Origin of the sequence: Calothrix sp. NIES-2100, assembly GCF_963875285.1 — a bacterium.
In the GTDB taxonomy this organism is placed as follows: domain Bacteria; phylum Cyanobacteriota; class Cyanobacteriia; order Cyanobacteriales; family Nostocaceae; genus Aulosira.
Map to the genome: position 1 here is coordinate 206,496 of NZ_CAWNLA010000001.1, position 14,185 is coordinate 220,680.

At 42.3% G+C, this 14,185-nt stretch carries 11 protein-coding genes and 1 pseudogene; 4 read left to right on the forward strand and 8 right to left on the reverse strand.

Annotated elements, in window-relative coordinates:
• The first annotated feature begins 132 nt into the window (after window positions 1-132).
• A complete protein-coding gene (locus AACU32_RS00945; protein WP_096607806.1) occupies window positions 133-783 on the forward strand; it encodes a DUF4142 domain-containing protein in 651 nt (216 codons plus the stop codon).
• Window positions 784-1,138: 355 nt separating this feature from the next.
• Here the strand turns inward: AACU32_RS00945 and AACU32_RS00950 are convergent, their stop codons facing one another.
• The 3 genes from AACU32_RS00950 to AACU32_RS00960 form a co-directional block, all read right to left on the reverse strand.
• Window positions 1,139-1,537 carry a DUF309 domain-containing protein gene (locus tag AACU32_RS00950; RefSeq protein ID WP_096596988.1) on the reverse strand — a complete coding sequence of 133 codons (399 nt, stop codon included), beginning with the start codon at window positions 1,535-1,537 and terminating at the stop codon, window positions 1,139-1,141.
• Complete coding sequence (locus tag AACU32_RS00955) at window positions 1,534-1,899, reverse strand: ferredoxin thioredoxin reductase catalytic beta subunit (RefSeq protein ID WP_096596990.1); 366 nt, start codon at window positions 1,897-1,899, stop codon at window positions 1,534-1,536. Before AACU32_RS00955 ends, AACU32_RS00950 begins: the two co-directional genes overlap by 4 nt.
• 223 nt (window positions 1,900-2,122) lie before the next feature.
• Entirely contained in the window at window positions 2,123-3,280 is a 1,158-nt protein-coding gene (locus AACU32_RS00960) for a DUF58 domain-containing protein (RefSeq protein WP_096596992.1), read from the reverse strand.
• 350 nt (window positions 3,281-3,630) lie between these two features.
• On the opposite strand from AACU32_RS00960, the gene AACU32_RS00965 reads away from it, so the two are divergent.
• Window positions 3,631-4,848, forward strand: coding sequence for a type IV pilus twitching motility protein PilT (locus tag AACU32_RS00965; protein WP_096596994.1), 1,218 nt, complete (start codon window positions 3,631-3,633; stop codon window positions 4,846-4,848).
• Between the two features lie 165 nt (window positions 4,849-5,013).
• On the opposite strand, the gene AACU32_RS00970 is transcribed toward AACU32_RS00965, so the two are convergent.
• The 5 genes and pseudogenes from AACU32_RS00970 to typA form a co-directional block, all read right to left on the reverse strand.
• Entirely contained in the window at window positions 5,014-5,298 is a 285-nt protein-coding gene (locus AACU32_RS00970; RefSeq protein ID WP_096574137.1) for a hypothetical protein, read from the reverse strand.
• Window positions 5,288-5,464: pseudogene (locus AACU32_RS00975) on the reverse strand (BrnT family toxin); the annotation flags it as partial. The gene AACU32_RS00970 and the pseudogene AACU32_RS00975, both read right to left, overlap by 11 nt.
• A gap of 371 nt (window positions 5,465-5,835) precedes the next feature.
• Window positions 5,836-8,865, reverse strand: coding sequence for a tetratricopeptide repeat protein (locus AACU32_RS00980; RefSeq protein WP_096596996.1), 3,030 nt, complete (start codon window positions 8,863-8,865; stop codon window positions 5,836-5,838).
• A 10-nt stretch (window positions 8,866-8,875) separates the two neighbouring features.
• The gene (locus AACU32_RS00985; protein WP_096596998.1) at window positions 8,876-9,253 is read right to left on the reverse strand and encodes a hypothetical protein; all 378 of its coding nucleotides are present in this window, start codon (window positions 9,251-9,253) and stop codon (window positions 8,876-8,878) included.
• A 267-nt stretch (window positions 9,254-9,520) separates the two neighbouring features.
• A complete protein-coding gene (typA, locus tag AACU32_RS00990; RefSeq protein WP_096597000.1) occupies window positions 9,521-11,311 on the reverse strand; it encodes a translational GTPase TypA in 1,791 nt (596 codons plus the stop codon).
• A 233-nt stretch (window positions 11,312-11,544) separates the two neighbouring features.
• Between typA and AACU32_RS00995 the strand changes: the two genes are divergently transcribed.
• Together AACU32_RS00995 and lepB are read left to right on the forward strand one after the other, a co-directional pair.
• Window positions 11,545-12,855: a serine/threonine protein kinase gene (locus AACU32_RS00995; RefSeq protein ID WP_339377388.1), complete on the forward strand. Its 1,311-nt coding sequence runs from the start codon at window positions 11,545-11,547 to the stop codon at window positions 12,853-12,855.
• Between the two features lie 750 nt (window positions 12,856-13,605).
• On the forward strand, window positions 13,606-14,172 hold the full coding sequence (gene lepB / locus AACU32_RS01000) for a signal peptidase I (protein ID WP_445223212.1): 567 nt from the start codon (window positions 13,606-13,608) through the stop codon (window positions 14,170-14,172).
• The last annotated feature ends 13 nt before the right edge of the window (window positions 14,173-14,185 follow it).

The following is a 14,185-nucleotide window of genomic DNA, read 5'->3' on the forward strand; positions in this document are numbered from 1 at the left end:
CTGTCACAAATACCCAATGGTAAGCATGTGAAACTTTTATCCCAGAAATTTTTTCACAAATTCACCAAAGACAGGTTTGATTGGGAATCACCAAGATTGTTCCAAGATTCAAACCAATCATTATCATTGAATATGCTTTATCAAACAAAAAGTCTGAAAAAGGTTATTAGCAGCTTTCTCGGAATTGCTAGCGCCAGTGCTTTCATTAGTCTGCCGGGATTAGCACAAGCTTGCTTAAATTCTCAGGCTCACAACAATTCCAATCAGCATCTTTTGACTCAGAGTACGCCTACGCCGACTCCTACAGCAAGTTCCACCTCTAGTCCACAGCCCACGGATTCTAATACTCCAGTAACCACATCTGATATAGAGTTCATGAACCAAGCAGCCCAAAGTGACTTAACTGAGATTCAAACAAGTCAGCTGGCACTACAAAAGTCACAAAACAAATCGGTTCGTAACTTTGCACAGCACATGATTCAACAGCATACAGCTTCGAGTCAAAAACTAGGTGCGATCGCCAAAGCTAAAGGTGTCACTCTACCTACAGATATTGGTTCGGAAAATAAAGCCTTATTGACCAAGCTGCAAAGCCTATCTGGTAACAGTTTTGACCAAGCTTATATGCAAGGACAGACTCAAGCTCATCAAAAAACTTTGGCTGAATACCAAAATTATCTGAACACAGGACTAGACAAAGATTTGAGAGTTTTTGCTAGTGAAATTACACCAATTGTTGCTGAACACTTGCAGATGGCTCAGAAGATGACAGCAGGAAGGTAAGGGACTTCCAAGTAAAAAAATATTTGCTGTTGTTGACTGTTGACTGTTGAGAGTTCACACTCAACAGTCTGTAGGGACGGGTTCTTTGAGAGATTTACACAGAAAACAAATATGTCGGTTAAACCTGCCCCGACAACAGTCAACGACTTGCGATCGTAATTTGACAAAAGAAAGGATGAAGGATGTAGACGCGGAGCGGCTTGGCGCAGGCTAGGATGAAGGATGGTAGGGGCGGGTTTATTTAGATCAGAGTTGATATGTAGGGGCGGGTTTATTTGGATCTTTGTTTCGCAACGTGGATATCGGTAAACCCGCCCCTACTACTTCATACTTCATACTTCAGCCCTAGTACGGATTACGTCTCATTAATTAGCTCAATTCTAGGCAAGGGTAAGGTGTCAGCTTCACCCAGATCATCAGATGCAATCTTATCTTGTGGGCCTGTTTGCTGTAATGCTTGTAACAATGCCACAGTCTGGTTTAATAGCGCTTCTAAATCGATGCCAGCATAATCCGATGGATAGCGTCGCAGACGATTACTACCTTCTCCCAGTAAAATTACAGCACCTCGCCAGTTTTGATTACTTAAATGATAAAGCGCTACAGCAATTTGCAGAATCCCTTGATAGAAGCTTTTTTCCGGCTCGCTGGCTTCAATCCACAGAGCTTCCAAAGTATCATGACAGGCATAGAACTGTCCAGAATTGAACTGTTCTACGCCTAGCCAAAACTCTTGGGGCATGGTCTCACTCATGCCATGCTTTCTCGCACTTCTTTGATTGTTTCTAGGGTGATTTCTTGCTGTTCGCCAGCAAACTCATTGTCTGGGGTAAGAAACAGCATACAATGACATTCTTTGCGTTCTCGCATGGGCACACAAGGACAGTTCCAATATGCAGCACTGACCTCAGCTTCTTTATCTTCGTAGTGGCGACAGGGACACAAAGGTGAGCCAAGCTCGTCTTTATGTTTGGCTAGCCCTTCGATCACCACTGCTGTGACTGAAGGTTCAGAACAGAAGTATGTTCCAGTGCGCTTAGCATATTGTTCGGAAAAATGCCGCATTGCTTCTAGGTTTTTATCGCTGGATTTTGTATTAACTTCTGGTGAGATCATTGGATCGGCAGCTCATAATTTAAATATTTCTTTGCATTGTACATCAGCCTCATAGGGCTATTGCTGGGATATTTCCTCAACCTGACATTTGAAATTTAACCTGAGGTTTGCTTAAAGGCTTATATGTCTGGCTTGCTGGCAACAAAAAAATCTGGGTCATCAGCAAGACTTAATGTTTAGACACATATTGAAATATTGCACAAATTAAAATCAAAATCTCTCATCAGCGCCATGATTTTTGTAGCTGGGGTTGTAGTGCTTCTTCGCTTTGCACAATGATGCCGGGGTAATCTCTATTAACTCCTACTGGTTCTGCGGGTGAAGAACTATTTTGCCACAAAACCCAGCGACTGCCTGAAGGAAGAGAAGAAAGGCTGTTGGGGTTTTGGGTCAGCCAAATCACTGGGTAGCTTTCAGGCACAGGTGTGTTGCTATCTTCCTGGGCTGTGGTTGCGGCTAAGGCTTCTTGAACTATGCGATCGCCTTTGATTAAACCTGTAAATGCTGTCCATAGTTTTACCTGCATATTTTGACGTTGGGCATAAAAATATAGTGAAGCGGCGGCGATTACCGCTTGTTCAAAGTTTTCTGCTTCCCATTGAGCCGTACTATCAAGGGCAATAATGATTTCCTGTCCACTGGTAACTATTTCTAACTCCCGTACTCGTAATTCCCCGTAGCGGGCGCTGGTACGCCAGTGAATTAGACGGATCGGATCGCCGATTCGGTAAGGACGTAGCGATCGCACTAGTCCGGTTGTCTCTGTCTGCAAGGGTTTACCACGCAGATGGCTAGTATAGCTTTCTTCCTGCCCCATTTCATCGACTAGCGGGCAGTAAGCCAGCGGTAACACGCTAGGATAAACAATCGCTGTCGCCGGAGATTGACGCTGACGGCGACACCAAAACAATCCTAAAGGCGCACCGGTGACTAATTCAACAGTTTGCCAGCGATACACACCCCGGCGCTGGGTTGGTTGGTAGTAGACCCAACGATAAGTGGCTTTGGGGGGAATTGTTTCTATAGCTTTTGCTACTGGTTTACCTAAAACGAAAGGCAGTATATCCTCAACCTTGAGCAAGTTAACAGACTGCTGTGTCTGATTGTAAATTTCTATTTCTAAAGTTAATTCATCTCCCGCTGATATCGGCGAGATCGGACGGCGTTTGACAGTTAAACCCACAAGCGATCGCACAGGTAAAATAGCGGCGACAATCAATAGGGCAAAACTGACACCGCTGATTGCATACAACCAACCAGCCATTGTATTAATAGCAGCCCCAAAAAAACAAATAGCAATTCCTGCTAATACCCAACCGCTGTATGCAGGCGCACAAGCGCGGGTTTGTAACCAATTAATCATGGGTGTGATGATTTTCATAATTTCTGTTCTAGCTCAACCATGCCTAAAATTTATAAAAATTCCGGGTTTACCTAAAGAATTTATGAAGACCATCTGAAAAAGAAAAATATTTCCTCAGCAAGTTGTAGATTAGAAAATCTAAGTAAGTATACGGTTGACTTAAAAAAAGTCGGTTAATCTTTTCGTCTGGGGTTAACTGGATAGTTTGTGTCATCAAACGATTTTAGATTTTGAATTTTTTTCATCCCTAAAGTGTGAAATAAGCAGCAAAAACATCTCAAAATCGGCTTTTATTCAATCTAAAATTGCTAGTCAAAGCTCAGTTTAACCGTTACTTATCACCTGATACTTGCGATAGCAAAAATTATATGAATAACGCACTGAAGTCCGAGTTTTTCATTTCCGAACTTCCACCGCCCCCACCACCACCAGCCCCACAGCGATCGCCCAAAAAGCTAGTCTCGATTCAGCAAATGGTACGCGATGCTTATATCCAGCAAGCCTCTGACATTCATATTCGCGTCGGAGAATTACCGCGATTTCGGATTCGGGGACAGATGGAGGTATATGAACGAGGAGAGTTAGTCACACAAACAATCTTTGCTGCATATTTAGACGAGATGCTGACTCCTTCAGGAAAAGAGCAATTTGCCAAAACCAAAGAACTAGATACAGCAATAGTTTATCCGGGATTCTTACGCTGTCGCGTCAACTGTTTTGAAACCTTAACTGGCGGTGCGATAGTACTGCGGTTAATTACCCTGCATGTCCCCAGTATTGATAACTTAGGGTTACCATCCATCCTCAAAAATATTATTAATAAAAAACAAGGATTAGTACTAGTTACAGGCGCGACTGGCTCAGGAAAATCTACTACAATAGCGGCGATGATTCGCTATTTGAACGAAACAACACAAAAACATATCGTTACAATTGAAGATCCAATTGAATATGTGCATACCTCCCAAAATTGCTTAATAAGTCAACGGGAAGTAGGTTTGCATACCCATGAATTTCACGAGGCTTTACGGTCAGTATTGCGGGAAGACCCTGATGTGATTTTAATCGGAGAAATGCGCGATCGCATTACTGTTGATACTGCCCTCAAAGCTGCACAAACTGGTCACTTAGTTTTAGGTACACTCCACTCTAAAGACAGTATTCGGGCAATTAATCGCTTACTCAACCTCTATAATCCTGATGAGCAAGCAATCATGCGGGTGCAAATTGTCGATTCCATAGTCGCTGTGATTAATCAAAATTTGCTCACTACAACCGATGGTGGACGTACAGCCGCAATGGAAATTTTGCTCAATACACCCACAATGCAAGATTACCTACTCAAAGGTGAAGAAGCAGAAGCCTATGAACTGATGGAAGCTAGCAGCAAAGATGGTATGAAAGTCATGAATGATGCTCTTTGTGAATTAATGCTAACTGGTCAAATTAGTATTGAAGATGCGTTCAGCATCACACCAGATGTCGGTGATTTGCGTCGTCGTTCCCGCAATGAAGGTTTAGACCCATCTCATAGCACCCGACGTGATGTTTACACAACTTATAGCTATAGCGATCGCGGAGAGTAGTCTCACCTAAAAATCAATTCCCAGGCGAATAGCTAAGGAAATAGCAAAAAATAAATTATCCCAAATTGTAGGGGTGGGGTTTCCCCGCCCTCTTCAGTCAATTTTGAGGTTGTAACCAAGCAAAAAAGCGAGTCTTCCCTTTTGAGTATAGCGATCGCAATTGCACTATTTTTGAGTAACTTCAGTCAGGGCTTCATGGATAACCTCATCGCTAACACCGTGACGCTTCAAGCTAGCAATCAGTGCTGAGATAGTATCACCTTCCAGTCGTTCCAGATCAACTCTTAGCCCTTGCCCAATATAGGCACGCACTAACGGCTGATAGCCAGAAAATCCCAGTAATGGTGCTATTCTTTTCAAATCTTCAATGACATCTTCGGGAATGCGAATTGTGATTGTAGTCATTGGACGATTTTTATCGAGTCGCTTTTTCAGTGCTTCAGCTTTCATAATATTCTCGCTCCTTGCGTGTAGCTTTACGAGATGAAATGATCCGAATTATTTCGTTTTCACGTTCAATGTAGACGACATACAGAAGATTCCATCGTCTGTCTAAGCCAATAACAGCATCTCTTTCTTCATCATTGCGACTTGCATCAACAACTACTAAAAACGGATCGAAAAATACCTATGTGGCTTGCTGAAATGTCACGCCATGATGATTGCCGGGATTTATCCAAGCTTTTTCTTCGTTCCAAACGAAAGTGATACCATTTAGCACGAAATACACATCCATACCTTACATAGTAGACATTGTGTATTTACGTTGTCAATACGTTTTATGAAACAGAGATATTTACGTAAGTCCGATGTCTACGAAAAGCTCGCCTACGCACTGTAAATCTATGCTAGGGTTTGGCGATCGCAGTTTCACGAATAGTCATGAGAATAATCCTTTTTCAGTCCTCTTCATTGTTACTCAAAGATTTGACTAAGGGTGATCGCTTTGTGTGAAAATATGCAAAGGAACGATTTTACATTCATATATCAGAAAAGCCCTAAAAACTTTTTCTTTTCTCCTTGAGCCTTCAAAGCAGCCTCCAAATTCTCGATAACAGCCGACAGAGTTGGGTCAATTTGGATAGCTTTGCGATATTCTGCGATCGCCTCATCTAGTTTACCTTGTTGATGCAAAATAGCCCCTAAGTTATTATGAGGATTTGCATAATTAGGGTCAAGTTCGATGGCTTTACGATATTCTGCGATTGCCTCATCTAGTTTGCCTTGGTTGAAAAGAGCAAACCCTAAATCATTGTGAGCAATTGCACAGTTGCTGTGAAATATTCCATTGTTCGAGTTGATTTGAATAGCTTTACGGTACGCTGCGATCGCCTCATCTAGTTTGCCTTGGTTATAAAGAGCAATCGCTAAGTCGTTGTGAGTATTTGCATTATTCGGGTCAATTAGGATTGCTTTACGGTACGCTGTGATTGCCTCATCTAGTTTGCCTTGAGCCTTTAAAGCATCTCCTAAGTATTTGTGAGCATTATTTGCAATGTTAGGGTTAATTTGGATTGCTTTCCGATATGCTGCGATCGCCTCATCCAACTTTCCTTGAATATCAAGAGCAGCCCCTAAGATATAGTGAGCATTTGCGTTGTTCGGGTCAATTTGAATAATTTTACGATACGCTGTGATCGCCTCATCCAGCTTGCCTTGATCCTGGAGAGCCATCCCCAAACTAAGGTAAATCTCCATTTGATTGGGACTAAATTGGATGGCTTCTCGATATGCTGCGATTGCCTCATCTAAGTGCCCTTGATTGTACAAATACTGCCCAAGTTGGTGGTTATTATATGCACGTCGTTGTCGATCTAAATCTTTGTCTGTTTCTGTGAAGTCAGCGTCAATTACATCATCAGCATTACTTACGTAGTCCTCAGTGAAGTCAGCGTCAATTACGTCGTCTCCCCAACTAATGTTATTTTCCTTGTGATGCTTTGCCTTTGCTCGCTCGCGAATGGGTCGCTCAATTCGAGCAACATCCTCATCCTTAAGTCCTAGCTGCTGCTGAAAGTTTTTCAGCCCATCCACAACATACTGGTTTGGCGGGTACTCTGCTTGAACAGCTTTTGCAAACTCTTGCTCATAGCGCCGCAATTTGCTTTCATACTCAGCCTTTTGTTGCTTCAGTTTCTCCTGTTGTTCACGAAGAGCCGCTTGCTCAACACGGGCAACATCCTCGTCCTTAAGGTGTAGTTGCTGCTGAAGTTTCTTAAATTTACTCCAAACTCCTTGGCTTGGATATCCTGCCTCAACTGCCTTTGCAAAATCTAGCTCGTAACGTTGCAATTTGCTTTCATACTCAGCCTTTTGTTCATTCAGTTTCTTTGTAAGCTTTGCTTCCGCTGGTTGACGAATTGTTCGTTCAACGCATACAACATCTTCATCGTTAAGGTGTAGTTGCTGCTGAAGTTTCTTAAGTTGATACCAAACTACTTCACTTAGTGGATATTCTGCCTGAACAGCATTTGCAAACTCTTGCTCATAGCGCCGTAATTTGCTTTCATACTCAGCCTTTTGTTCATTCAGTTTCTTTGTAAGGTCTGCTTCCGCTCGTTCACGAATTGTTCGCTCAACGCGTGCAACATCTTCATCCTTAAGGTTTAGTTGCTGCTGAAAGTTCTTCAAGTCATTCAAAACTGTTTGCTTTAGTGGATACTCTGCCTCAACTGCCTTTGCAAAATTTTGCTCGTAACGACGGAGTTGATTTTCATATTCCGCCTGCTCTTGTTCTTGTCTCAGCTTTTCCTGATATTCGATTTCTGCTTGCTGAAGAAGAGGTTGTTCAACAAGAGTAATATCTTCATTTCTCAGTCCTAAAGACTTCTGCAAATTCTCTAAATTTTGACGAGCTTGCTGGTTTAAAGGAAATTCTCGTTGAATTGCTTCTATGAATACCTGCTTGTATTGAGCTAAATTCTGTTGGTATGACTCTGACTTCTGGGCAAACTGCGCCTCAACTTCTTGCTTAACTGCCAAAATATCAGCGTCTCTTAACCCCAGAAGCTCTTGCAGCATATTCACTTCTTTACAGGCTTCCTCACTTAGAGGATATTCATGCTCTGCTTCTGCAATTAAAGCTTCCCGATAGGTTTGTAAATTCGCTAATCGCTCTTGATAAGGGCGTAATACCTCAGTTTCAATTTCAGCAGCTTCTTCAGAAGTCAAGCCTAACTGCTGCCTCAGTGTATTCAAAACAGCGCGACCAGCAGGCCGAATCGTTCCAGCATTTGCATAACGTGAAGCAGCTTTCCGATATCTCAACTTAGGGTCAGTAACTCGTGCTTTGGAGAGAACAATTTCAAACCCCTTGTCTTTAAGAACGATAATCTTTGGGGTCATCTTGGGGGCAGTTTCCTGCACTTTGCTAGCAGCATACTCATGCAATTCCAGCACCGAAACAAACCCATCCTCATTGCGATCGCCTGCTCCGGTTTCAATCCCCTCAACTAGATATCGGGTGTAAATCGATAAGTCCGATCCCTGCTGCTCAAAGGAATACTGGGTTGAACTAGAAGAAGTCAGTACTACCCGCCCTTCAGCCCCCAGGCTCTGCAAGTCAACTGAGCCATCATCTTTGGTGTGTAAAGCAGGATCGAAGGCTCCGCTAAAGCAACAGTCTAAGATAATTGTCTGCCGTTTGGCACGGCTATTGTTCATAATTTCCTGAACAAAGTTGGCGGGTACAGCAGTTGACCGAATCAACTCGCCTTTGAGATTCTTACGAGTTATCCGAGTGGCAAAATACAGCTTGTTACCATCATCTTTAATGCCGTGTCCAGAAAAAAATAGCAACACCAAATCCTCTTTATCACGACCCGCAAACAAGTTTTCAATCTCAGATTCCATTGTCTGGCGGTCAGGATTAGGAAGCGCTTTCACCTCATCAAATCCGCCCATTTCCGAATCTTTCAAAACCCGTTGCAGTGCCTCAATATCTTTGACAGCCGCAGGTAATGGATTTAGCCCCGGCTCATACTCACTGACCCCAATCAGTAACGCTACCTTTGCCATGTTTTCCTGTCTATGCTGCAATAAAATCTTGGGCTGCTTTGATGGCTGCTTCCAGTTCTTCCCGACTGTGTGCTTTCACCGACAGTTTTTTGCCGTTGGCTTCCACTGACAATTCAATCGGTTTACCCCCCAGGCGATCGCCCAGAAATCCCACCAACTTTTTCGCATTGGCTGTATTTACCTCAGCCATTAACATACCCACCAGAAACCCGCCTAATGCTTTGTTGCCTTCTGGTGGTTTGGGGTCAAGAACACGACCAACAACTGCATCTACCTCCTCAATTTGTTTGAGTTCAGTTATTAGCCGTTGAACCTGTTCGTCCTTTTCTTCCGCATCTAAGTCAGGGTCGTTGAAGGCGATCGTAAATTTAATACTATTTGCGGTCATACTGTACTAATAAAAGTTTAGTTAGTTTTTTTATAATACTGACAATTATATTTATATCAGTAAAAACCTCATGCTCTAATGAACATAACGAACATTTGTATAAATCTTCATAAAAAACAAATTTGTCTTTTTGGATATAAGTACGACAAACAACACTAGATAGTTTTGAGGAATTGAGCAACTTAAAAAAGACACGCACAGATGTAACCAACAAAATAAAAAGCCCACATAAGTGGGCTTTCTAAATCAATTAAGTTATGGCTTTACTTACCGTTTTACCAACTTCTTCGACATCTTCCGCAGACGAATCGATTTGGGTGTAACTTCCACCAATTCATCGGGGCCAATGTATTCCAAAGCACGTTCTAGACTCATGTCTATCGGTGCTTGCAGTTGCACTAGTTCATCGCCACCAGCAGCGCGGTGGTTGGTCAACTGCTTGGTTTTACAAACATTCAGTTCTAAGTCTTGGGGACGATTGTGTTCACCCACAATCATACCTCTGTAAACTTTAGTACCTGGTGTAATAAAGAATGCTCCTCTATCTTCCGCGTTCTTCATGGCGTAGAAGGTAGAAACGCCTTCTTCAAAGGAGATTAAAACGCCTTTGTTACGGGCTTCAATGTCGCCAGACAGTTGACGGTAATCCAAGAAGCTGTGGTTCATGATGCCTTCACCGCGAGTCATCCGCATGAATTCACCACGGAAACCAATCAAACCACGGGCGGGAATTACAAACTCTAGTTGAGTGCGATCGCCACTACCTGGTTGCATATCTTGCATTTCGCCTTTGCGTTGTCCTAGGCGTTCAATACAGCTACCCACTGCATCAGCTGGAACGTCCAACACCAGGAGTTCGTAAGGTTCGCAAGGTTGACCGCTGACTTCGCGGTAAATTACCTGTGGCTGAGATACCTGAAACTCGAAGCCTTCCCGGCGCATGGTTTCAATTAAGATACCCAGGTGAAGTTCACCACGACCGGAAACGAGGAATTTATCGGGAGAATCTGTTTCTTCGACACGCAAAGCAACGTTCGTTTCCAGTTCACGGAACAGGCGATCGCGCACTTGGCGTGAAGTCACCAACTTTCCTTCTTGACCTGCAAAGGGCGAATCATTTACCCAGAAGGTCATTTGTAAGGTTGGTTCATCCACTTTAATTAGTGGCAAAGCTTGTGGTTCGTTAGGGTCAGTAATTGTTTCTCCAATGTAAGCATCAGCGAAACCAGCAACCGCCACAATATAACCTGCGGTGGCTTCTTCCATTTCCACCCGTTTCAAGCCTTCAAAGCCCATCAACTTGGTGATTTTAGACTTGACAACTGTGCCATTTTCTGTAATTAAAGCGGCTTGTTGTCCAGCCCGGATAGTGCCGTTGTGAATTCTGCCAATCACAATTCGTCCCAGATATTCAGAATAATCTAGGGTTGTGACTTGCAATTGCAGGGGCTTGTTAACGTCGCCAACTGGTGGTGGAACGTGTTGCAGAATTGCATTAAATAGGGGTTGCATATCTACCGATTCTGCTTCCAAGCTTTCCTTGGCATAACCCCCCATACCGGAGGCAAACAGATAGGTAAAATCACACTGGTCTTCATCTGCCCCTAATTCCAAGAACAGATCCAAAACCTTATCAACAGCAACGTGGGGGTCAGCTTGGCCACGGTCGATTTTGTTGACAACAACGATGGGGCGCAGACCTTTTTCTAACGCTTTTTTGAGTACAAAGCGTGTTTGGGGCATGGGGCCTTCATTGGCATCGACAATCAGCAGACATCCGTCAACCATGCCGAGTACGCGTTCAACTTCACCACCAAAGTCAGCGTGACCTGGGGTATCAACAATATTGATTAGCGTGTCTTTGTAACGAACCGCTGTATTTTTAGAGAGAATTGTAATTCCCCGTTCTCGTTCCAGGGCGTTGGAATCCATGACACAATCCGGAACGTCTTCACCTTCTCGGAAAATGCCGGATTGTTTGAGGAGTGCATCAACCAGGGTGGTTTTGCCGTGGTCTACGTGGGCAATAATGGCGACGTTACGAATTGGGAGCGTCATAGAAGCTTTTGTGAACTCTAGAGGGGGTTTTCAGATGTACATCTTAAATGTTAGGATGCTAGGCTGTTTTAGCAGAATTGCGGATAAAGTACAAACTCTGTAAAGAAGCTTTAACAATTCTAGCGTAATCGTCACAATTCCGGGGACTTTTTCACCCATTACTTCAAATTTCCAATTTGCCAATTACCGTTGTGCCAAAATTGACATAAATTTTTGGCAGGAAATTTGTCATTATGGTTTGGAAAACTGGACAGCAGTTGCAGTGTGGTAAGTATACGATAGAAACAGAATTAGGCGAAGGTGGCTTTGGTATTACTTACCGCGCTAGAGATAATAATGGTCGCTACATTGTAATTAAAACATTGAACGATCAAGTACAACGCCGTCCCGACTTTACCAGGTTTCAGCAAGATTTTTTGAATGAAGCTATAAAACTAGCTAAATGCAGTCATCCCCATATTGTGCAAATAGATGAGGTAATCCAAGAGGATAACCTGTGGTGCATTGTCATGGAATACATTGATGGCGACAATTTAGCTTATCGAGTTGAGAATCAAGGTATTTTACCAGAGGCGGAAGCATTACGATATATTCAGCAAATTGGTGAGGCGCTAACCGTAGTTCACAATAACGGCTTGCTGCATCGGGATGTAAAACCGCAAAATATTATGTTGCGTGCTGATAAATCAGAGGCGGTATTAATTGATTTTGGGATTGCGCGGGAATTTTCTCAAAATTTGACTCAGACTCATACACAAATGCTAGCTGATGGCTTTTCGCCAATTGAGCAATATGATAAGCGAGCAAAACGAGGTGCTTTTACAGATGTTTATGCTTTGGCTGCAACGCTGTATTGTTTGGTAACGGGAGAAGTACCAACAATGGCTCCAATCAGAGCAATTGGTGCGCCGTTAGAAGAACCAAAAATTATCAATCCTGGTATCAGCGATAGAGTTAATCAGGCAATTCTCAAGGGTATGGAGGTGAAGCCAGAAAATCGCCCTCAGTCAATTGAGGAGTGGCTTTCACTTTTGAATATTCAAAGTCTTCAAAGCGCTAATGTTAACTTTCCTACTATCAAAATCGTTAATTCTACATCCACAGACCGTATTATTAAGGAATTTACTGCACATGTAGACTATGACAGCCCCAATGCTGGATTACTCATACATCACAAAGATCATCGAAAAAGTTCTACATTGCACTATCACATAACTATCTCTAAAACTCACGCTTTTAACTTTGGTGGAAACGGATTTGCTGTATTTCCAATTCCACACCAGGCTCAAAGAACACAACATGTAATTTTATTAGATAGAAAGAAAGTGCTTGCTCGATGCTTAATTGCTTATGAACTTTTCAAGGACTGGCATTATGGGGTTTTAGGATGGAATTGTGAACACTTCGCTAGGTTGGTAACTACAGGTGAAGCTATTAGCTATCAAGTAAAAGAATCACCTTTAGCGTTTTTAAATCACAATGGTTATCATCCATTAGCAAAGCAAATAATGGATAAAGCTTGTAACACTGCAAAATTATATTAACTTTTGAAAAGCAAAGTAAACCCTTCTGCAATATCTTTGCCCCTCAAATTTGCTATTGCTGAATCTGAAGTATTTGTAGAGTGGACAATGCCCAACGCCACTTGCTTTATGCCGGGGAACCCGTCCAACGCAGTGGCTCCCCTACGTATTATTTCAAAAATCAAATATGACTCTTATAGCTATAAAATATGATTACTTATAAAATCTTTGTTTTACATCATCCTCACAGAAGAGTGATTTGATATGTCTAAAGAACCTTGGCTAGCCGTAAATTTATCCAAAATATTTCCTGGGTTAGGACAAATATATTCAGGACAAAAAAATCAGGGATATTTCCTGATATTTATTTATATTGCTTTATATATAACTGCATTATGCTCGATAGTCAGTTCCAAAGGTAATTTGATAATTGGTGTTGGTCTTTTAGTTACTCTTGGGTTTGTCTGGTTGTGGAATCTTTTCGATGCTTATAGTGCTGCCAAAAGTAAGAATACTCGAGAATTCGAGGACTTACGCCAGCAAAGTAAAGACCCTTGGCTAGCTATGTTTCTTTCGCAGCTATTTTTAGGAATCGGTCACTTCTACATTGGTAAGTGGTTATTTGGCATATTCGCAGTTATCTTGATCATTGTTTTTTCAGGTATCTCACAATTTCTCTCACCGATTATTTATGCTGTGATTTCATATCTAGCATATGTGTTTTCCCCAGTGCATCGTCAAAGGTCAAAAAATTGGGCATTAATTATTGCCATACTCATAGCAGTATCAGATTTATTATTTATAAGCACTGGATTTTCTTTGAGAAAATATGTAATGGAAGCTAGATGGATACCTTCAGGCGCTATGGAACCAACTCTGCACGGTTCACCAAACCAATGGGAGGCAGATAAAATTTTAGTTGATAAGCTCAGTTATCGCTTTGAAGATCCCAAACGCGGCGACATTGTAGTATTTTCGCCTACTGAAGCGCTACAAAAGGAAGGATACCAGGATGCGTTTATTAAGCGTATAGTTGGGCTACCTGGTGAAAAAGTAGAATTGAAGAATGGGCAAGTTTATATTAACAACCAACCTTTACCAGAAAATAAGTACTTGAGTTCTAATCAGAGAACTGTAATTGATGTTTGCACATCAGGAATTCAGCCACCTTACCTAGCAAAACCAGTCACTATACCACCTGCATCCTATCTAGCATTAGGTGATAATCGCAACAGTTCCTATGATGGACGTTGCTGGGGAGTTGTACCTCGTGAATTGATTGTTGGTAAAGTCAGCAAAAGATTTTACCCTTTTAACCGGATTGGTAATCTTGAATAGTAGTTAAGATTTG

Coding starts and splice junctions, on each gene's coding strand:
- AACU32_RS00985 (WP_096596998.1), bottom strand. CDS start 9,253: ATGACCGCAAATAGTATTAAATTTACGATCGCCTTCAACGACCCTGAC.
- AACU32_RS00950 (WP_096596988.1), bottom strand. CDS start 1,537: ATGAGTGAGACCATGCCCCAAGAGTTTTGGCTAGGCGTAGAACAGTTC.
- AACU32_RS00960 (WP_096596992.1), bottom strand. CDS start 3,280: ATGAAAATCATCACACCCATGATTAATTGGTTACAAACCCGCGCTTGT.
- AACU32_RS00955 (WP_096596990.1), bottom strand. CDS start 1,899: ATGATCTCACCAGAAGTTAATACAAAATCCAGCGATAAAAACCTAGAA.
- AACU32_RS00970 (WP_096574137.1), bottom strand. CDS start 5,298: ATGAAAGCTGAAGCACTGAAAAAGCGACTCGATAAAAATCGTCCAATG.
- AACU32_RS00945 (WP_096607806.1), top strand. CDS start 133: ATGCTTTATCAAACAAAAAGTCTGAAAAAGGTTATTAGCAGCTTTCTC.
- AACU32_RS00995 (WP_339377388.1), top strand. CDS start 11,545: ATGGTTTGGAAAACTGGACAGCAGTTGCAGTGTGGTAAGTATACGATA.
- typA (WP_096597000.1), bottom strand. CDS start 11,311: ATGACGCTCCCAATTCGTAACGTCGCCATTATTGCCCACGTAGACCAC.
- AACU32_RS00980 (WP_096596996.1), bottom strand. CDS start 8,865: ATGGCAAAGGTAGCGTTACTGATTGGGGTCAGTGAGTATGAGCCGGGG.
- AACU32_RS00965 (WP_096596994.1), top strand. CDS start 3,631: ATGAATAACGCACTGAAGTCCGAGTTTTTCATTTCCGAACTTCCACCG.